Consider the following 19,544-nt stretch of genomic DNA (forward strand, 5'->3'; position numbering starts at 1 on the left):
CTCCGCACTGAACGCCGAGCCGATGTCCACCAGGCCATCCTCAGCGTGGCCTGCTCAATCATCTGCCTACGCAAGCTCATTCTGAACTGATCTCTTATAGCTCGTAGCCAAGGCCACCCCGTATGCGGGATGCGAAAGATAGGTCAGCACTGTGGTCGGAACGAACCTCCAACGCGTCGCTCGCGTGGACGAGATTCCCGAGACCGGCTCCCTCGTTGTCACCGTGAACGGTACCGAGATCGGCATTTTTCGGGTCGGCTCGGAGCTAGTCGCCTGGCGAAACGTGTGTCCACACTTCGCCGCTCCGGTCTGCAAGGGCACCGTTGCAGGCACGACGCTGCCGTCGGGGGTATACCAGTACGAATACGGGCGAGATGGCGAGATTTTGCAGTGCCCCTGGCACGGGTGGGAGTTCGATCTGCGGACAGGGGAACACTTGGCTGTCGGTTCACGTGCCCGGCTGAGGCAGTACTCGGTCGAGATTCACGGCGATGACGTTTACGTCGCTGCGCGTTGAACAGCCCCAACCGGCAGCGAGAAGCAGGCTATGACTGGACACTCGAATTCTTTTTTCGACACCGTAGTCAGCGAACGACGGCAAGAGGCAGAAAATGTTATTTCTTTAGCGCTTTCTCCCGCAAGTGATGCTGCACTGCCCCCATGGGCACCCGGCGCTCACATCGACGTCAGGCTACCATCGGGCGTCATCCGCCAATATTCGCTCTGCGGCACAGGCGAGAATAATTACACCATTGCGGTATTGCGAGATCCGAATAGCCGCGGCGGCTCCATAGAGATACATGACGCGGTTCCCGTGGGAACAGTCCTCGCGATACGCCACCCGCGCAACAAGTTCCCGCTCGTCGAAGCGAGCGACTATGTATTTTTAGCCGGTGGTATCGGAATCACACCAATACTCTCCATGGTACGCCACTTGGATGCAATAAGGAAACCATGGACGTTGCACTACGGCGGCCGCTCCAGATCAACGATGGCGTTTCTCGGCGAACTGGAACGTATGAACGGAACTACCCTGATCGTTCCTGAAGACGAGTGCGGTCTCCTCGATCTTCCTACCATTCTCTCCTCCACCGCTCACGAAACCGCCATCTACTGCTGCGGCCCTGCAGGCCTGATCCAGGCCGTCAATGAACTATGCAACCACTTCTCAAGGAAAGATAACCTGTACACGGAACGATTCACCGCGAGCGGGTTCCCTACATCGGACAGCTCGAGTACTTTCGAGGTCCGACTGGCAAGGAGCGGATTCTCCGTATTCGTGCGCCCTGAACAAAGCATACTCGAAGCGGTGCGCGAGGTTGTAGCAGATGTGCCATCCTCTTGCGAGGACGGGTACTGCGGCACCTGCGAAACTCGAGTTCTCGAAGGTGTGCCCGACCATCACGACGATTATTTGTCCGATGAAGAACGCGCAAGCAACGAGCGCATGATGATCTGCGTTGGACGCGCAAAGACACCCCTGATCGTCCTGGACATATAGAATTACCTGTCGTTCAGACAATCCCATTGGAGGCACGAGGCATGCCCGCAGAAGCAGCAACGAACCTGTTGATCGACACCGATGTGCATCCTCATCTCGGCGACCTCTCCGCATATTTGCCCAGAGTATGGGGTGAACGATGGAAACGAATAGCTATGGGAGTAGGCGCTGCGCACGAAGGAAATCCTCGAGGCGTCCCGCGACGTGACGCTTGGACACCAGATGGACGATTACCTGGAAGCGACCCAGAATTCATGGTAACGGACCATCTCGACCGGTATGATATCGATTACGCGATACTGTTGCCACCTGTTCTTCCAATGATTCCGGATCCAGACTACGCGAACGCGCTCGCGTCCGCGTACAACGATTGTCTACTGGATTCGTGGTTACCTGTGTCCGCACGCTTCAAAGGATCTGTAGCCGTCAACTCGAACGACCCAGAGGCAGCGGCTCGCGAAATTCGTCGCGTTGGCTCGCACCCTGACATGGTTCAGGTGCTGATGAGCAGCGTGTCCCGCGCGCCATACGGGCAGCGCCAGTACCATGCAATATACGAGGCCGCAGCCGAGTTCGACTTGCCGGTAGCCGTCCACCCGGGCACGGAGGGCGCCGGCACAGCGTGGCCCCCCACTCCTGTCGGTTACCCGTCACGCTATCTGGAGTGGCACAACATCCTTCCGATAACCTATATGGCACAAATTAACAGTTTGATATGCGAAGGCGTCTTCGAGAAGTTCCCAACCCTCAAGTTCGTCGGCGTCGAAGGAGGCCTGGCTTGGCTACCCCACCTCATGTGGCGCATGGATAAAAACTACAAAGCGCTTCGTGATACGACTCCTTGGCTTAAACGCCTTCCTTCCGAGTATATCGTTGAACACATTCGATTTACTACCCAGCCTATCGAAGAACCCGCAAAGCCAGCGGAGCTTGAACAAATCTTGTCGATGATCTCAGCCGAAAAGACTGTCATGTTCTCGTCGGACTACCCCCATTGGGACAACGACGATCCCAGACTCGTTCTGCGGCGCCTTGATCCAGCTATGCGAGCCAGGATTTTCGGAGGCACTGCCGCCGAGTTATATCAGTTGCACACCGCGCCAGCGCGCACTGAACCAACTTGGCAGCGGACAAAGAAAACCGAAAGTAAGGACGACAGTACGTCCTATGCCACGGTTATCGAATGATTGTTTTCAACCGGCTTAAGTGCTGGGCTTGTTCTCGTCCGGTCGTCTACCACTTTCTACTCCCGACTTGTACCCGCTCGCAAACAAAACGCTGGGTGCAAACTGAAGCTGCAGTAGGGGCAACCGCACCCAAGCCCGAAGAACGCCGATGCGACCTCAAGAAGTCGTGCCCACGGAGGTTTCCGTGTGACGGTCGCGGCAGGTCGAACAGGCAGGAGGGCAGGTGCCATGACTCTGGCCGTGTGGGCCTTGCGCCGTCGGGCCCGGTAGCGGTCCCGAGTGTGCGCCACCCTTGAGGTCGGCGAAACCGTTGTCTGGACGCTGGTGGCCGGCGTGGCACGCTCGCGGACCACCTTTGCTCGTCGAACGCACCGACACGAGCTGCCAGCAGGGACAGCGTCGGGCCATAACCACAGCCTGGGGCGCCACCTGCGGTGTCGCTGCTCCCGGTGACCGGCACAGGCACGACGGACGGCTACCTCAAGGCAAAGCCGCATCGGGGAGCACCTCGTATTCCTCCCGTCGGGGCTTCGCCAGTGTGCAGCGGCACCGCGGGGTCACTCGCGCAGCGCCGGTGTCCGCCACGCGACCAGCGCGACCGCCAGCACGCACAGCACCCCGCCCGTCACGAGGGCCACCGCGCCGGAGGTGGCATCCGCGACGAGGCCCGCCCGCAGGTTCCCCACGTCGGGACCCGCCAGGCCCACGATCTGCTCCGCCGCCCCGACTCTGCCCAGCATCGAGTTCGGGGTGTTCAACTGGACCACCGTGCCGCGCGACACGACGGACACGGTGTCTGCCGCGCCCGCCAGCACGAGGCAGCCCAGCCCGAGCCACGCGTTCGGCACGAGCCCGAACACCACGAGCGCGACACCCCAGCCCGCCGAGCCCGCGAGCATCACCGGTCCCGGCCGCAGGCGCGTGAACGTGCCCGAGAACACCGACGCCAGCACACCGCCCAGTGCGATCGCGCTCATGAACAGGCCCAGGGTGTGCGGGTTGCCGCCGAAGCGTTCCTCGTTGATCAGCGGGAACAGGCTTGTCGGCATCGACAGCACCATCGCGGCCAGGTCCGTCAGCAGCGCACCCCGCACCGCTGGTTCCCGCACCAGGAACGCCAGCCCGTCGGCCACCCCGCGCAACCCCGGCCGCGACGGCTCCCCGTCGGGACGCATCGGGGGCAGCCCGAAAACGCCGTAGAACGCCAGGAGGAACGTGCCGGCGTCCACGGCGTAGCAGCCGCCGACGCCCGCCCAGCCGAGGACGACACCGGCCAGCGCGGGCCCCAGCAACATCGCCCCCTGGAAGGAGATGCGGTTCAGCGCGAGCCCGGCGCCGACCTGCGTGCGGGGCAGCAGGCTCGGCGCGAACGTCCGCGCGGCGGGCCCGCCGCCCGCGACGAAAGTGGACTGGACCACTACCACCGCGAGCAGCACCGGCACCGGCAGCTGCCCGGCGAACCCCTGCACCGCGAGCACCACCGAGCAGACGAGTTGTCCCGTCAGCGTGCACAGGTAGTACTTCCGCCGGTCGACGCGGTCCACGAGGGTGCCGGCGAACAGCCCGAACGCGAGGATCGGCACCGCCTGCGCGAGCGCCGCCGCCCCCGTCCACACGGTGCTGTGCGTCGACTCCCACACCTGGTACAGCACCGCGACGAGCGTCATCTGGCTGCCGAAACCGGAGAACGTGCGGCCGGTCCACCACCGGCGGAACGGGCGGGAGGTGCGCAACGGCGCCAGGTCGAGCAGCACCGGGTCACCCTGCCAGCCGATCATGGCGGCCGCCAGGGGTTTTCGGCGCCTATAGTCGCCGTCGTGGGGATGGGAACGATCGGGCTCGTGGTGCACCCGAGCAAACCGGTCCAGTCGTCGGTGCACACGATCCTCCGCTACGCCCGCGCACACGGCTCGCGCGTGCTGGTCCAGGCCTCCCAGGCGGCGCTGGTGCCGGAGGCCGAAGCGGTGCCCGACGAGGAGCTCGCCGAACAGGCGGACGGGATCATCAGCCTCGGCGGTGACGGCACGATGCTCGGCGCGCTGCGGCTGGTCGTCGGCAGACCGGTGCCGGTGCTCGGCGTCAACCACGGCAACCTCGGCTTCCTCGTCGAGATCCCGCCGGACGGGCTGGCGGCCGCGCTGGAACAGCTGGTGCGTGAGGAGTTCACGATCGAACCGCACAGCTGCCTGGTCACCACCGAACCGGCCGAGCACGCCGCCTTCAACGACCTCGTGCTGGCCCGGCGCGGCCGGGGCGCGCTGTCGGTGGACCTGACCGTCAACGGTCAGCGGTTCGGCTACTACCGCTGTGACGCCGTGGTGGTCGCGACGCCCACCGGCTCGACGGCCTACAACTACGCGGCGGGCGGCCCGGTGCTCTCGCCGTCCGCGCCCGCGCTCGTGGTCACCCCGGTCGCGCCGATGGCGGGCGTGAGCCGCCCGATCGTGCTGGGCCCGAGCGACGAGGTCCGGCTGCACGTCGCCCCGGACAGCGCGACCGCCGGGCTGGAGGTCGACGGCACGGAGGCGGGGTCGCTGGCCGTGGACGGCGTGCTCACCGCGCACCTGCTCCAGGACGCGGCGAGGGTCGTGCGGCTCTCCGCCGGTGAGCACGCGAGCCGCAGCCGCGTCAAGCTGAGCCTGCTCGACCTGCCGCTGCGGCCGGACCAGCTGCTCGACCTCGTGCCCGAGCACCTGCGCAAACGGCTGGACCAGGCGCCTCCCGGGAAGTGGAAGTCCTGACCGGCCGGCTACCTGCTCCTGCCCAGCACCAGCCAGCCGTGCCCCGGCACGAGCGAACCCGGCCCCTCCCCCGCTGACGGCGTGGCGATCACCGAGAAGCCCGTGACGTCCAGGGGGAACCGGTACGGCTCGTCGCCGATGTTGAGCAGCGTCAGCACCTCGCCCTCGGGCGCGGTCGAGCGCAGCGCCAGCGCGCGGTTCGTCAGGTGCTCGACCGACGTGTGCGCCCGCACGAGCCAGGGGTGGCGGCGCCGCATGCCGACGAGCCGCTGGTGCAGCCGGTAAGTCGGCCAGCCGAACGGCGCCAGCTCGCTCGGGTCGCGCGGGAACGCGGGGCGGATCGCGTCGTCGCCGCCCTCGCGTTCCTCCTTCAGCCCGCGGAACGCCTGCTCGTCCCCGTAGTAGATGCTCGGCACCCCGGGGAGCGTCATCAGCAGCACGAGCGCGTGCGCGAAGTGCCGCTCGTCGGTGAGCCGCGTCGCCAGGCGGGTCACGTCGTGGTTGCCGATGAACGTCTGCGGCACGAAGGTGTCCAGCATCGCGACGTGCCGCTTCAGCGCCCAGGCCAGCTCGAAGAAGTTGCCGTCGTTGAGGGAACTCCAGGTCGCCTTCCACAGCTCGTACTGCGTGACCGAGTCCAGCCCGCTGCGCTCGACGTACGCGGCGTAGTCGCCGTGCAGCACCTCCCCGAGGAACCACGCGTCGGGATGGCGTTCGCGCACCGGCGGCACGACCTTCGCCCAGAACTCGGGCGGCACGGCGTACGCGGCGTCGAGCCGCCAACCCGACACGCCCCGGTCGAGCCAGTGGCTGAGCACCCGCGTCACGTACGCCGCCACTTCCGGCCGCTCGTGGTCGAGCGCGACGAGGTGCCGGTGCCCCTCGAAGACGTCGTACGTCCCGTCGCCGCGACGCCGGAACCAATCGCCGCCCTGCGCGAAGCGGCGGCTGACGTGGTTGAACACCCCGTCCAGCACGAGGCGCAGCCCCCGCTCCCGCGCGGCGGCGACCAGGCGGTCGAAGTCCTGCTCGTCGCCCAGCCGCGGATCGACGCGGAAGTGGTCGATCGTGTCGTAGCCGTGGGTTTCGGAGGCGAAGACCGGGCCGAGCAGCAGCCCCGAACAGCCCAGTTCCACCGCGTAGTCCAGCCAGTCGGCGACCCGCCGCAGCCGGTGCTGGACGGCACCGTCGGCGGCGGCCCGCGGCGCACCGGTGAACCCCAGCGGGTAGACGTGCCACAAGATCGCGTGTTCCGCCCACTGGATCATGCGTGCTCCTCGTCTCAGACCTATCGGTAGCGCCGTTCGCCGCCGACCGCGATGCTTTACGGGTGGATCAGGACCTCGTCTCCCTCGCCGACGCCTACGGGGTGGCTACCCGTTACGAGAACTCGGAACAACGCGAGGTCGTCGTCGACGCCGATGTCGTGATCGCCGTACTCGCCCAGTTCGGTGTCGACGCTTCGACGCCCGAGAGCATCGAGCGCGAACTGGCAGCCGTCCGCGAGGCACGAGAACGTACCGCGCTGCCGCCGACGCTCGTACTCCGGGCCGGTACCGAGCACGACGCGGGTGGCCCGGCGTTACTGCGTTTGGAGGACGGCACCCGCCGCGAAATCGACGGGACGATCCCGGGGGACCTGCCGCTGGGCTGGCACCGGGTGGTCACCGAGGACCAGGACGTCGTGCTCGCCGTGGTCCCGGACCGGCTGCCCGACGTGCCGCCCGCGTGGGGCTGGATGCTCCAGCTGTACGGGCTGCGCTCGGCCGGGTCGTGGGGCATGGGCGACTACGGGGACCTCGCCGTGGTGGCCCGTCGTTCGGCGGAGGAGCTGGGCGCCGGCGTGCTCCTGGTGAACCCGGTGCAGGCGATCAGCCCGACGCACCCGGTCGAGCGTTCGCCGTACTCCCCGTCCAGCCGCCGCTTCGCGAACCCGCTGTACCTGCGGGTCACGGACACGAAAGCGTTTGCGGAAGCGGACGAGGCGACCAGGGAACGCGTGCTGGCGCTGAAACCGGACAACGACACCGAGTTGATCGACTACGACGCCGTGTGGGACGCGAAACTCGCCGCGCTCGAACTCCTGTGGCCACAGGAAACCGCCGAACCGGACCCGGCGCTGCGCGATTTCGCCACCTTCTGCGCGCTGGCCGAGCGGCACGGCCCGGACTGGCGCGACTGGCCCGCGCCGCTGCGGGACCGCGACAGCGCTGAAGTCGCGAAGGCGCGTGAGGAACTGGCCGAGCGCATCGCCTTCCACGCCTGGCTGCAGCACCTGTGCCGCGAGCAGCTCGACGCCGCACGGCAGGCGGCCCATGACGGCGGCATGCCGGTCGGCGTGGTGCACGACATGCCCGTCGGCGTGCACCCCGGTGGCGCCGACACCTGGGCGCTCGGGGACGCCTTCGCCGCGAAGGTCACGGTCGGCGCCCCGCCCGACGCCTTCAGCCAGCAGGGACAGGACTGGAACCTGCCGCCGTGGCGGCCGGACCGGCTCGCCGAACTCGGTTACGCGCCGTTCCGCGACGTGTTGCGGGGTGTGCTGCAGTATGCGGACGGCGTGCGCATCGACCACGTCGCGGGGTTGTGGCGGCTGTGGTGGATCCCGCCGGGCGAGCCGCCGTCTCGCGGCACGTACGTGCATTACGACGCCGAAGCGATGATGGGCATCCTCGCGCTCGAAGCGCACCGGGCCGGTGCGGTCGTCGTCGGTGAGGACCTCGGCACGGTCGAGGACGAGGTGACCGAGACGATGCACGAACGCGGCATGCTCTCCTCCGCCGTGCTGTGGTTCCAACGCGACTACGACACGCCGGGACACCCGTTTGTCCCGCCGGGGAAGTGGGACCCTGAGTCCATGGCCAGCATCACCACGCACGACCTGCCGACGGTGGCCGGGTGGCTCACGGCCGAGCACGTGCGGGTGCGGGCGGAGCTGGGCCTGCTCGACGGTCCGGCCGAGCGGGAGTACTCGGCAGCTGAGGAGGAGCGCACGGATCTGACGAACTTCCTCGTCCAGCAAGGGATTCCGACCGAAGACAGGGTGGCGGCGCTGCACACCCTGCTCGCGTCGGCGTCCTCCCGCCTGCTGCTGACCGCACCCGCCGACGTCGTCGGCGAGCGCCGCCAGCCCAACCTGCCCGGCACGGTCGATGAATACCCGAACTGGCGGATACCCTTGCCCGTCACCGTCGACGAGTTCTTCGCCGACCCCGGCGTACGCCGTCTGGTCGCCACCCTGCGGGCCGCGCGCCCGCTGAACCGCTGAGGAGACCAAGTTGCCGCCCTGGCCCGGAACGCCCTACCCGCTCGGTGCCACCTACGACGGGGTCGGGACCAACTTCGCCCTGTTCTCGGAGGCCGCGACCCGCGTGGAGCTCTGCCTCGTCGACGAGGAGGGCAAGGAGGAGCGGATCACCCTCCCCGAGGTCGACGGTTTCGTCCACCACGGTTACCTGCTCGGCGTCGGCCCCGGCCAGCGCTACGGCTACCGCGTGCACGGCCCGTACGAGCCGGAAAAAGGTCTGCGCTGCAACCCGAACAAGCTGCTGATCGACCCGTACGCCAAGGCGATCTCGGGTGCGGTCGACTGGGACGAGTCGCTGTTCGGCTACCCCTTCGGCTCCCCGGAGGAGCGCAACGACGCCGACTCGGCGGGCCACGTGCCGCTCTCGACCGTGGTCAGCCCGTTCTTCGACTGGGCCGACGACCGCCCGCCGCGCACGCCCTACAACGAAACGGTCATCTACGAGGCCCACGTGCGCGGCCTGACGATGAACCACCCCGAGGTGCCGCCACGGCTGCGGGGCACCTACGCCGGGCTGGCGCACCCCGCGGTCATCGAGCACCTGCAGAAGCTCGGCGTCACGGCGATCGAACTGATGCCGGTGCACCAGTTCATCACCGACCACGGCCTCGTCGAGAAGGGACTGGCGAACTACTGGGGCTACAACACGATCGGCTTCTTCGCACCGAACGAGGCCTACGCCGCGCTGCCCGAGCAGGCCGGGCAGGTGCAGGAGTTCAAGGGCATGGTCCGCGCCCTGCACGAGGCGAACATCGAGGTCATCCTCGATGTGGTCTACAACCACACCGCCGAGGGCAACCACCTCGGCCCGACGCTGTCCATGCGCGGCATCGACAACCAGGCCTACTACCGGCTGGTCGACGACGAGCCGAAGTACTACATGGACTACACGGGCACCGGGAACTCGCTCAACGTCCGCAACCCGCACACCCTGCAGCTGATCATGGACTCGCTGCGGTACTGGGTCACCGAGATGCACGTGGACGGGTTCCGGTTCGACCTCGCGGCCACGCTGGCGCGCGAGTTCTACGACGTGGACCGGCTGTCGACGTTCTTCGACCTCGTCCAGCAGGACCCGACGGTGAGCCGGGTGAAGCTGATCGCCGAGCCGTGGGACGTCGGGCCCGGCGGCTACCAGGTCGGCAACTTCCCTCCACTGTGGACGGAGTGGAACGGCAAGTACCGCGACACGGTGCGGGACTTCTGGCGCGGCGAGCCCTCGACGCTGGGCGAGTTCGCCTCGCGCCTGACCGGCTCCTCCGACCTGTACCAGGACGACGGCCGCCGCCCGTTCGCGTCGATCAACTTCGTCACCGCGCACGACGGCTTCACGCTGCACGACCTGGTGTCGTACAACGAAAAGCACAACGAGGCCAACGGCGAGGGCGGCAAGGACGGCGCGGACGACAACCGCTCGTGGAACTGCGGCGTCGAGGGCGAAACCGACGACAAGGAGGTGAACGCGCTGCGCGAGCGGCAGCGCCGCAACTTCCTCGCCACGCTGCTGCTGTCCCAGGGCGTGCCGATGCTCCTGCACGGGGACGAGCTGGGCCGCACGCAGCAGGGCAACAACAACGCCTACTGCCAGGACAACGACCTCTCGTGGGTGGACTGGCGGCTGCTGGAGCACAACGCCGACCTGGTGCACTTCGTCGGGAAGCTGACGGAGTTCCGCCGCAACCACCCCGTGTTCCGCCGTCGGCGGTTCTTCCAGGGCAGGCCGATCCGCAAGGGCGACGAGGTCGCGGACATCGCCTGGTTCACCCCGTCCGGTCAGGAGATGAAGGAGCAGAACTGGGACGACGCGTTCGGCAAGTCGGTCGTCGTGTTCCTCAACGGCAAGGGCATCCCGGACCTGGACCAGCGCGGCATGCGGGTGGAGGACGACTCGTTCCTCATGGCGTTCAACGCGCACTACGAGGACATCGAGTGGACGTTGCCGGACGAGGAGTACGGCGGGGGGTGGGCGGTCATGATCGACACCGCGAAGGGCGAGATCGTCGAGGAACCGGGTGAGCCGGACGTCGCGGCGGGCGGGAAGCTCACGCTGCCCGCGCGGTCGCTGATGGTGCTCCAGCGCGTCGAGCAGAGCGAAGAATGACGCCGCCGAGCTCCACCTACCGGCTGCAGCTGCGGCCCGAGTTCACGTTCACCGACGCCGCGGCGCAGGTCGGCTACCTGCGCCGCCTGGGGGTCGGCGCGCTCTACGCCTCCCCCGTGCTCGACGCCACCCCGGGCTCCACGCACGGCTACGACGTGGTCGACCCGACGCGGGCCCGTCCGGAGCTGGGCGGCGAAGAGGCGCGGAAAGCGCTTGCCGCGAAACTGCGGGAAGCCGGGCTCGGCTTCGTGGTCGACATCGTGCCCAACCACATGTCGGTCGAGGTCGCCAAGGCGAACCCGTGGTGGTGGGACGTGCTGCGCAACGGCCGCGAGTCGGCGTACGCGGGCCACTTCGACATCGACTGGAGCCGCGGCCGCATCCTGCTGCCCGTGCTCGGCGACGACGACGCGGTCGCGGAGCTGAAGGTCGAGGGGGAAGAGCTGGTCTACTACGACCACCGCTTCCCCATCGCGCGGGGCACCGAGGGCGGCACGCCGCAGGAGGTGCACGACCGGCAGCACTACGAGCTGGTGGGCTGGCGCCGTGGCAACGCGGAGCTGAACTACCGCCGGTTCTTCGACATCACCACGCTCGCCGCGGTGCGGGTCGAGGTGCCGGAGGTGTTCGCCGACACGCACGGCGAGGTGCTGCGCTGGGTCGCCGACGGGGATGTGACCGGGTTGCGCGTGGACCACCCGGACGGCCTGGCCGACCCGGGCGGCTACATGCGCAGGCTGCGTGAGGCGGCGCCGGGCGCGTGGCTCGTGGTGGAGAAGATCCTGCACCCCGGCGAGGACCTGCCGCAGAGCTGGCCGGTGGACGGCACGACGGGGTACGACGCGCTGCGGGAGATCGCCGGGATCTTCGTCGATCCCGCCGGGGCGCCGCGGTTCTCGCTGCTCGCCGGTTCGCCCGACTACCGGGCGGTCGAGGAGGAGGCCCGGCGGCTGGTCACGGACACGATCCTGGTCGCCGAAATGCGGCGGATCGGTGCGCTGGTCGGCGCGCCCGACGCCCCGGCCGCCGTGGCGGAGCTGATGATCGCGTTCCCGGTGTACCGGTCGTACCTGCCCGAGGGCGGTGACCACTGGGCGCAGGCCGTGGCGCGGGTCAAGGCGAAGCGGCCCGACCTGGCGTCCACTGTGGACGTCATCGACCGGCAGGTGCGCGCCGACCCGGACGGTGAGCTGGCGACCCGGTTCCAGCAGACGTCGGGCATGGTCGTCGCGAAGGGCACCGAGGACACGACGTTCTACCGCTACACCCGCTTCGCCGCGCTCAACGAGGTCGGCGGCTCGCCGGAGGACTTCGGCACGAGCGTCGAGGAGTTCTACGCCTCCGCCACCGCCCGTGAAGCGGGCTGGCCGGCCGCGATGACGACGTTGACGACCCACGACACCAAGCGTTCCGAGGACGTCCGCGCGCGGCTGGCGGTGCTGTCGGAGCTGCCGGACGACTTCGCCGACGCGGTCGAGGAGTGGACGGGCAAGCACGGCATCGACGAGCCGTCGCTGAACCTGCTGGCGTGGCAGACGCTCGTCGGCGCCTGGCCGATCTCCGCCGACCGCCTGCGGGACTACCTCGACAAGGCCGCGAAGGAAGCCAAGATCCGCACGACGTGGACCGACCACGACGAGGCGTTCGAGGCGGCGGTCGCGGCGTGGCCCGAGCAGGTGCTCGGCGACACCACGCTGGGCGTCGCGGAGTTCGTCGAGCGGATCAAGGGGCCGGGCTGGTCCAACTCGCTGGGCCAGAAGCTGATCCAGCTGACCGCGCCGGGTGTGCCCGACGTGTACCAGGGCACCGAGCTGTGGGACTTCTCGCTGGTGGACCCGGACAACCGGCGTCCCGTGGACTACGCGTTGCGCCGGGAGGTCCTCGACCGGATCGAGGCGGGCGAGCTCCCCGAGGTCGACGAGACCGGCGCGGCGAAGCTGCTGGTCGTGCACCGGGCGCTCACGCTGCGGCGGGACCACCCGGAGCTGTTCCGCGGGTACAAGCGGCTGCACGCCGAAGGCCCCGCGGCCGAACACGCGGTCGCGTTCGAGCGCAACGGCCTGATCGTCGTCGCGACGCGGCTGCCGGTCGGGCTCGCGGCGGCGGGCGGCTGGCGCGAAACCGTACTTCCCCTGCCCCCCGGTGAGTGGACCGACGTCCTGACGGGTACCGCTGCGGTCGGCGAGCTGTCCGGTTTGCTGTCGCGGTACCCCGTGGCGTTGCTGGTTCGAGGAGACTGATGGCTTTCCGCGTGTGGGCACCGGGACAGGAACGCGTCCGGGTGCGGGTCGACGGTGCCGACCACGAGATGACCCTGCGCGACGGCGACTGGTGGTACTCCGACGTGACGGGCACGGACTACGCGTTCCTGCTCGGCGACGACGAGGACGCGCTGCCGGACCCGCGCTCGCGGTGGCAGCCGGAAGGCGTGCACGGGCCTTCGCGCGTGTACGACCATTCCGCGTTCCCGTGGACCGACCGGTCGTGGACGGGGCGGGCGCTGCCGGGCGGGGTGATCTACGAGCTGCACATCGGCACGTTCACCGAGGGCGGCACGTTCGACTCGGCGATCGAGCGGCTGGACCACCTCGTCGACCTCGGCATCACGTTCGTCGAGGTCATGCCGGTCAACTCGTTCGACGGCACCGCGGGCTGGGGCTACGACGGGGTGCTGTGGGGTGCGGTCCACGAACCGTACGGCGGGCCCGACGGGTTCAAGCGGTTCGTCGACGCGTGCCACGCGCGCGGCCTGGCCGTGGTGCTCGACGTCGTCTACAACCACCTCGGCCCGTCGGGCGCGTACCTCGACCGGTTCGGCCCGTACTTCGCGGGGCAGAACGACTGGGGTCCTGGTCTGAACCTCGACGGCGAGGGCTCCGACGAGGTCCGCCGGTACGTGATCGACAACGCGCTGGGCTGGCTGCGGGACTTCCACGTGGACGCGCTGCGGCTCGACGCGGTGCACGCGCTGGCCGACCGGCGGGCGACCCACCTGCTGGAGGAGCTGGCCCGTGAGGTGGAAACGCTGTCCGCCGCGGTGTGCCGCCCGCTGACGTTGATCGCCGAGTCCGACCTCAACGACCCGAAGCTGGTGCTGCCGCGCGAGGCGCACGGGTACGGGCTGCACGCGCAGTGGTCGGACGACCTGCACCACGCGCTGCACGTGGCGCTCTCCGGCGAGACGAGCGGGTACTACGCCGATTTCGCCGCGCCCGGCGCACTGGCGCGGACGCTGAAGGAGGTCTTCTTCCACGCCGGGACGTGGTCGTCGTTCCGCGGCCGGACGCACGGGCGGCCGGTGGACACGCGGACGGTGCCGGGCCACCGGTTCCTGGCGTACCTGCAGAACCACGACCAGATCGGCAACCGCGCGACGGGCGACCGCCTGTCGGCGACGGTCTCCCCCGGCAGGCTCGCGTGCGGGGCCGCGATCGTCTTCTGCTCCCCGTACACGCCGATGATCTTCATGGGCGAGGAGTGGGCGGCGAGCACGCCGTGGCTGTTCTTCGCGTCCTTCCCCGACCCGGAACTGGCGGAGGCGGTCCGGACGGGGCGCCGCCGGGAGTTCTCGCGGCACGGCTGGGGCGAGGCGGAGGTCCCGGACCCGATCGACCCGGCGACGGTCGAGCGTTCGCGGCTGCGCTGGTCCGAGGCGGGCGAGCCCGGGCACGCGGAGGTGCTGGAGCTGTACCGCTCGCTGATCCGGCTGCGGCGCGAGTGGCCGTCGCTCGCGGATCCGTTCGTCGACCACCTGGAGGTGCGGGCGGAGGGCTCGTGGCTGCTGCTGTACCGCGGCACGCTGCGGCTGGCGTGCAACCTGGGCCCCGACGCGGTGACCGTCCCGTTGGACGGTGAGACCGCCCGTGTCCTGCTGTCCTGGGGCGAGGCGAAGGCCACCGGCGGCACGGCCACCCTGCCGCCGGAGACCTTCGCGCTGGTGGAACTGCTCGACTGAGCCGGGTGCCTCAGGCGAGCCGCCGGAAGCGGCTGCCGTGGAACACCAGCGGCGGGACGGAGGGCCGGAACTCGACCGCCGTGACCGCCAGCAGGGCGAGCACGTGGTCACCCGCGGGCACCTCCTGGTGCAGGGTGCAGTCGAACCGGGCGGTCGCGCCGCCGATCAGGACCGCCCCCGATTCCGCGGCGGTCCAGTCCACTCCCGCGAACCGGTCCCCCGGCCCGGACAACCGCCTGCCCAGCTCCCCGTGGTCCTCGGCCAGCACGCTCACCCCCAGTGCGGCGGCCCCACGCAGGAGCGGCCACGTGGTGGACGTCCGCTGGATCGAGGCGGCGATCAGCGGCGGTTCGAGGGAGATCGAGGCGAAGGAACTCACCGCCATCCCCACCGGCCTGCCGCCGACCAGCCCGGCGATGGCGGTGACCCCGCTGGGAAAACACGCGAAGGCGGCACGCAGCACGCCGGCATCGATGTTCACAGCCGGAAGTAGTCGAGGACGTTCGGCAGCTCGCCCGACAGCTCGTACGCCCCGATCAGCGCGTTCTTCGCGTCGATCGAGTCGTGCGTGGCGAAGGTCCTGGCGTTGCGCCAGAACCGGTCGAAGCGGTAGCGGTTGGCGGTGCTGCGGGCGCCGGTGAGGTCGTGGATCCGCCCGGTCACCTCCAGGCTCACCCGGTTGCTCGCGACCTTCGACCGGAACCCGTGGATCGTGAGCTCCCGCGGATCGACCTCCGGTTCCTCCAGCCACGCCGCCACGCTCAGCAGGTACGCGCGGGCGGCGGCCAGCTCGCTCGACATCTCACCCAGCTGGCGGTGCATCAACGGGTCCTCCAGCGCGGTGGGGAACTTCGGCATGCTCCCGCGGTTCAGCGTGCGGAGGTAGCCGACGGCCGCGTCGAACGCGCCCTCGCCGATGCCCTGCATCAGCGCCGCGTGGACCAGCATGCCCGCGCCGAACGCGTTCGGGTCGGTCAGCGTCGACGCGAAGTGCCACCCGTCGGGGACGAACACGTCCTCGTAGGTGATGGTCTGGCTGTGGGTGCCGCGCTGGCCCATGTTGTCCCAGTCGTGCGCCTGCCGCACCCCCGGCGCGTCCAGCCGGACCAGCGCTTCGTGCCTCGTCGCGGTCGCGAGGTCCGCGTCGGGCCCGAGCAGCGCGAACCCGACCACGAGGAGGTCCCGGCCGCCGCCACCGCTGTTGGTGTTGAACGTCTTGGTGCCGCTGACCACGATCCCGCCCGGCACGCGCCTGCCGGTCACCGGTCCCCTGGCGCCCGCCTCGGAGTTGGAGGAGACCAGGCGCCTGCCGTCGTTGACCAGCTCGTCGGCCAGCTGTTCCTTGGTTTCGTCCGGCAGCTCGGCGGTGAACAGGCGGCGGGGGTGGATCGCGTTGTTGGTCCAGCACATGCCGGTCGAGCCGTCGGCGGCGGAGATCTCCACCAGCGCCTCGATCGTGTCACGCCAGCCGCTCCACATGCCACCGCTCCACAAACCGCCGTACTCGGCCGGCACGCTGAGCCGGTTCACGCCCGTCTCGCGGAGCAGCTCCATGTTCTCCGCGACGTCGATGCCCTCGGCGTCGACGCGGACGCCGTTCTCGCTCATTTCGGGACGCACGGCGCGCACGCGCGCCAGCACCTCCGCGCGGCCCTTGGCCAGGTCTTCTCGTTCGAGAGTGGTCATGGGGAAAACGCTAATCGCGTGACGACGCGGATCCGGCCGATCGGGAAGAAGCGAGAAACGCGCGCGCGGGAGCTTCTCGCCTTCCGGTCAGCCGAACTCGACGCCCAGCAGCGAGACCGGCACCGGCGCGGGCAGCGGGGCGGTGCGGGCGGAGAACGACTGCAGGAGGTAGGCGACCAGGCGCCGCGCCGCGGCCGGGGAAGCGGCGCTGTCGCTGGCCTGGACCAGCAGGGCGAGATCGGCCGTCATGAAGTCGGCACGCAGGGCTCCGGCCTCCTGGGCCCGGCGCACCAGCTCGGTGACGTTGCCCAGGATCCGCTCCCGCGCCCCCGTGTCCGGGAAGTCCGGCGGAAAGCCCCGCTTGCCGTGGTGACCGGAAACGGCCTGGTCCACCACCACTCGCAGCGCCCGCCACGGGTCGGGATCGGCGAGCGCCTCCTCGGTCAGCCGGTCACAGTGCGCCAGCTCCTGCTCGAAGGCCGCGGCGATGAGCGCCTCCCTGGTGGGGAAGTGCCGGTAGAGGGTGGCGACCCCGACCCCGGACCGCCGGGCGATCGCGCGCATCGTGACGTCGGGCCCCGTGGCGGCGAAGAGCTCTCGCGCGGCCTCCAGGATGCGGCTGCGGTTGCGGCTCGCGTCGGTGCGCACGGGCTGACCTCCGGTTCCGGACGGCGCGTTCCGGTCCCCAGTCAACCACGGCCGGCTCCACCGCCTCCGAAAATAACGCCTGAGCTGCGGATGTGCGGAATGTCGGTGTCGGCTGAGAAGATCGGGAGATGGCCATCCCACCGACCGAAGCCGACACCGGAGTCCTCGCCGGCCGCCCGTTCCCGCTGGGCGCCCACCCCGAAGGAGGGGGCGTCCGTTTCGCCGTGACCTCCAACGTCGCGGAAGCGGTGGAGGTGTGCCTGATCTCCGACGACGGTTCCGAACGCCGCGTGGAGCTGACCGAGCGCACCTTCGGCGTCTGGCACGGCCTCGTCCCCGGCGTCACCTCCGGCCAGAAGTACGGCTACCGCGTCCACGGCCCGTACGCCCCGCAGCGCGGTCTGCGCTGCAACCCGAACAAGCTGCTCGTCGATCCGTACGCCACCCACATCACCGGAGCGCTGACCGACCTGGACGCCGCGCTGGGCTACGTCGGCGACCCGATGCACGGCCGCCCCTCCAAAGTGGACTCGCTGGGCAGCGTCCCGCTGTCGGTCGTCGGCTCGCACGGCGGACCGGACACGGGCACCAAGCCCGACGTGCCGTTCGAGGAGTCGGTGATCTACGAGCTGCACGTCAAGGGCTTCACGCAGCAGCACCCGTTCGTCCCCGAGCACCTGCGCGGCACGTACCTCGGCATCGCGCACCCGGTGGTCATCGAGCACCTCGTGCGCCTGGGCGTCACGGCGGTGGAGCTGCTGCCGGTGCACTGGTTCACGGAGGAGCCGTACCTGGTCCGCACCGGCCGCCGCAACTACTGGGGCTACTCCCCGCTGGGCTACTTCGCCCCGCACGCGGGGTACGCGAGCGAGCCCGGCCGCGAGGTCGAGGAGTTCCGCACGATGGTCGCCGCGCTGCACGCGGTCAACATCGAGGTGATCCTCGACGTCGTCTTCAACCACACGTGCGAAGGCGGCTTCGAAGGGCCGACGCTGAGCTTCCGCGGCCTCGACGCACCGGCGTACTACCTGCACGGCCCGCGCGGCGGCGGGTTCGACCTCACCGGCTGCGGCAACACGCTCGAAGCGGGCTCCCCCACCGTGATCAGGCTGGTCACCGACTCGCTGCGCTACTGGGCCACCGAGATGGGCGTCGACGGGTTCCGCTTCGACCTCGCCAGCACGCTGGGCCGCCCCCACGGCGGCGCCTTCGACCGCGACTCGGCGATGCTCACCGCGATCACCACCGACCCGGTGCTGTCCCGGTGCAAGCTGATCGCCGAGCCGTGGGACGTCACCGGCGAGGGCTACCGCGTCGGCGACTTCGGCGCGCAGTGGGCCGAGTGGAACGGCCGCTACCGCGACACGATGCGCGACTTCTGGCGCGGCATGCTCCGCGTCGACGACCTCGCGTTCCGCCTGTCCGGCTCGTCCGACCTCTACGACCACAACCTGCGGCGGCCGTGGCAGTCGATCAACTTCATCACCGCGCACGACGGTTTCACCCTGCGGGACCTGGTGTCCTACAACGGCAAGCACAACGAGGCCAACGGCGAGGACAACCGCGACGGCAGCAACGACAACCGCTCGTGGAACTGCGGGGTCGAGGGCCCGACGGACGACCCGGAGGTCAACGCGCTGCGCGCCCGGCAGGCCCGCAACCTGCTCGCCACGCTCCTGCTGTCCACCGGCACCCCGATGATCGTCGCGGGTGACGACCTGTGGCGCACCCAGCACGGCAACAACAACGCCTACTGCCTCGACGACGAGACGTCGTGGGTGGACTGGGCGGGCGGCGAGGAGGCCGAGGCGATGCTCGCGTTCGCCCGCCGCGTCATCCACCTGCGCGCGGACAGCCCGGCGCTGCGCCAGCCGCAGTTCTTCGAAGGCCGCAAGACGCCCACCGGCAAGCCCGACCTGATCTGGCTGCGGCCCGACGGCACGGAGATGACCGAGAAGGACTGGTTCGACGACGACCGCCGCACGCTCGGGATGTGGATCGACGGGTCCAACAGCCAGTCCCGCACCCGCGCGGGCGAGCTGATCCCCGACCACTCGTGGCTGCTGTGGCTGCACTCCGGTGACGAGCCGGTGGAGATCACCCTGCCCGCCGAGGAGTACGGGCCCTCGTTCAAGCCGACGCTCGACACCAGCCGCGCCGACGGCGCTCCCGCGCGGGTGGAACCGCTCAAGCCGGGGGACACCCTCACCCTGCCCTCCCGATCGCTGCTCCTGTTGCGCGCACCCCGCTGATCGGTGACACCTGGGTTACCAGTCGCCGGGAGCTCTGGACAGGAGTCGCGCGACGGCAGAAAGTGACACCCGATAGGTTTGCGCTCGTCCGCAGCCGGGTATCGCCTACCGAGGACCTGTTCCCGGTCCCACCAAGCCTTCCGCGCATGGCTGCGGCTTTGAGCGC

At 69.3% G+C, this 19,544-nt stretch carries 14 protein-coding genes; 9 read left to right on the forward strand and 5 right to left on the reverse strand.

The features are described from left to right. Positions 1 to 151: 151 nt before the first annotated feature. The 3 genes from BMZ92_RS16870 to BMZ92_RS16880 are packed head-to-tail and all read left to right on the forward strand — an operon-like array spanning position 152 to position 2,688. Positions 152 to 517 carry a Rieske (2Fe-2S) protein gene (locus BMZ92_RS16870; RefSeq protein ID WP_091508455.1) on the forward strand — a complete coding sequence of 122 codons (366 nt, stop codon included), beginning with the start codon at positions 152 to 154 and terminating at the stop codon, positions 515 to 517. Positions 518 to 547: 30 nt separating this feature from the next. Continuing rightward, positions 548 to 1,501, forward strand: coding sequence for a PDR/VanB family oxidoreductase (locus BMZ92_RS16875; protein WP_091508458.1), 954 nt, complete (start codon positions 548 to 550; stop codon positions 1,499 to 1,501). A 41-nt stretch (positions 1,502 to 1,542) separates the two neighbouring features. Further along, positions 1,543 to 2,688, forward strand: a complete 1,146-nt coding sequence (locus BMZ92_RS16880) for an amidohydrolase family protein (protein ID WP_091508461.1) — start codon at positions 1,543 to 1,545, stop codon at positions 2,686 to 2,688. 557 nt (positions 2,689 to 3,245) lie between these two features. Here BMZ92_RS16880 and BMZ92_RS16885 read toward each other — a convergent pair. Continuing rightward, positions 3,246 to 4,466 carry an MFS transporter gene (locus tag BMZ92_RS16885; RefSeq protein WP_091508463.1) on the reverse strand — a complete coding sequence of 407 codons (1,221 nt, stop codon included), beginning with the start codon at positions 4,464 to 4,466 and terminating at the stop codon, positions 3,246 to 3,248. A gap of 45 nt (positions 4,467 to 4,511) precedes the next feature. Here BMZ92_RS16885 and BMZ92_RS16890 point away from each other — a divergent pair, with 45 nt between their 5' ends. Next, positions 4,512 to 5,429, forward strand: a complete 918-nt coding sequence (locus tag BMZ92_RS16890; RefSeq protein WP_091508467.1) for an NAD(+)/NADH kinase — start codon at positions 4,512 to 4,514, stop codon at positions 5,427 to 5,429. Positions 5,430 to 5,437: 8 nt separating this feature from the next. Here the strand turns inward: BMZ92_RS16890 and BMZ92_RS16895 are convergent, their stop codons facing one another. Then, positions 5,438 to 6,697, reverse strand: coding sequence for an alpha-amylase family protein (locus BMZ92_RS16895; RefSeq protein ID WP_091508472.1), 1,260 nt, complete (start codon positions 6,695 to 6,697; stop codon positions 5,438 to 5,440). Positions 6,698 to 6,759: 62 nt separating this feature from the next. On the opposite strand from BMZ92_RS16895, the gene malQ reads away from it, so the two are divergent. From malQ to treZ, 4 genes are read left to right on the forward strand one after another with little or no spacing between them, the layout of a single operon-like run. Continuing rightward, entirely contained in the window at positions 6,760 to 8,697 is a 1,938-nt protein-coding gene (gene malQ, locus BMZ92_RS16900; protein WP_091508475.1) for a 4-alpha-glucanotransferase, read from the forward strand. A gap of 10 nt (positions 8,698 to 8,707) precedes the next feature. Then, positions 8,708 to 10,837 carry a glycogen debranching protein GlgX gene (gene glgX, locus BMZ92_RS16905; protein WP_091508479.1) on the forward strand — a complete coding sequence of 710 codons (2,130 nt, stop codon included), beginning with the start codon at positions 8,708 to 8,710 and terminating at the stop codon, positions 10,835 to 10,837. Beyond that, positions 10,834 to 13,077 carry a malto-oligosyltrehalose synthase gene (treY, locus tag BMZ92_RS16910; RefSeq protein WP_091508483.1) on the forward strand — a complete coding sequence of 748 codons (2,244 nt, stop codon included), beginning with the start codon at positions 10,834 to 10,836 and terminating at the stop codon, positions 13,075 to 13,077. Before glgX (BMZ92_RS16905) ends, treY begins: the two co-directional genes overlap by 4 nt. Next, positions 13,077 to 14,792 carry a malto-oligosyltrehalose trehalohydrolase gene (treZ, locus tag BMZ92_RS16915; protein WP_091508486.1) on the forward strand — a complete coding sequence of 572 codons (1,716 nt, stop codon included), beginning with the start codon at positions 13,077 to 13,079 and terminating at the stop codon, positions 14,790 to 14,792. The genes treY and treZ overlap by 1 nt, the downstream gene beginning before the upstream one ends. Positions 14,793 to 14,802: 10 nt before the next feature. Here treZ and BMZ92_RS16920 read toward each other — a convergent pair whose 3' ends face one another. From BMZ92_RS16920 to BMZ92_RS16930, 3 genes are all read right to left on the reverse strand, one after another. Beyond that, complete coding sequence (locus tag BMZ92_RS16920) at positions 14,803 to 15,273, reverse strand: flavin reductase family protein (RefSeq protein ID WP_091508491.1); 471 nt, start codon at positions 15,271 to 15,273, stop codon at positions 14,803 to 14,805. Further along, positions 15,270 to 16,478, reverse strand: coding sequence for an acyl-CoA dehydrogenase family protein (locus BMZ92_RS16925; RefSeq protein ID WP_091508495.1), 1,209 nt, complete (start codon positions 16,476 to 16,478; stop codon positions 15,270 to 15,272). Before BMZ92_RS16925 ends, BMZ92_RS16920 begins: the two co-directional genes overlap by 4 nt. A gap of 87 nt (positions 16,479 to 16,565) precedes the next feature. Then, on the reverse strand, positions 16,566 to 17,126 hold the full coding sequence (locus BMZ92_RS16930) for a TetR/AcrR family transcriptional regulator (protein WP_245783096.1): 561 nt from the start codon (positions 17,124 to 17,126) through the stop codon (positions 16,566 to 16,568). A gap of 128 nt (positions 17,127 to 17,254) precedes the next feature. On the opposite strand from BMZ92_RS16930, the gene glgX (BMZ92_RS16935) reads away from it, so the two are divergent. Next, on the forward strand, positions 17,255 to 19,378 hold the full coding sequence (gene glgX, locus BMZ92_RS16935) for a glycogen debranching protein GlgX (RefSeq protein ID WP_091508502.1): 2,124 nt from the start codon (positions 17,255 to 17,257) through the stop codon (positions 19,376 to 19,378). Positions 19,379 to 19,544: the final 166 nt, after the last annotated feature.

The organism is Amycolatopsis sacchari (genome assembly GCF_900114035.1).
Classification (GTDB): Bacteria; Actinomycetota; Actinomycetes; order Mycobacteriales; family Pseudonocardiaceae; genus Amycolatopsis_E; species Amycolatopsis_E sacchari.

Excerpts from the sequence above, each read along its gene's own strand:
- BMZ92_RS16885 (WP_091508463.1), bottom strand. The coding sequence starts at position 4,466 with ATGATCGGCTGGCAGGGTGACCCGGTGCTGCTCGACCTGGCGCCGTTG.
- treZ (WP_091508486.1), top strand. The coding sequence starts at position 13,077 with ATGGCTTTCCGCGTGTGGGCACCGGGACAGGAACGCGTCCGGGTGCGG.
- BMZ92_RS16880 (WP_091508461.1), top strand. The coding sequence starts at position 1,543 with ATGCCCGCAGAAGCAGCAACGAACCTGTTGATCGACACCGATGTGCAT.
- BMZ92_RS16875 (WP_091508458.1), top strand. The coding sequence starts at position 548 with ATGACTGGACACTCGAATTCTTTTTTCGACACCGTAGTCAGCGAACGA.
- BMZ92_RS16895 (WP_091508472.1), bottom strand. The coding sequence starts at position 6,697 with ATGATCCAGTGGGCGGAACACGCGATCTTGTGGCACGTCTACCCGCTG.
- glgX (WP_091508502.1), top strand. The coding sequence starts at position 17,255 with ATGGCCATCCCACCGACCGAAGCCGACACCGGAGTCCTCGCCGGCCGC.
- BMZ92_RS16890 (WP_091508467.1), top strand. The coding sequence starts at position 4,512 with ATGGGAACGATCGGGCTCGTGGTGCACCCGAGCAAACCGGTCCAGTCG.
- treY (WP_091508483.1), top strand. The coding sequence starts at position 10,834 with ATGACGCCGCCGAGCTCCACCTACCGGCTGCAGCTGCGGCCCGAGTTC.
- BMZ92_RS16925 (WP_091508495.1), bottom strand. The coding sequence starts at position 16,478 with ATGACCACTCTCGAACGAGAAGACCTGGCCAAGGGCCGCGCGGAGGTG.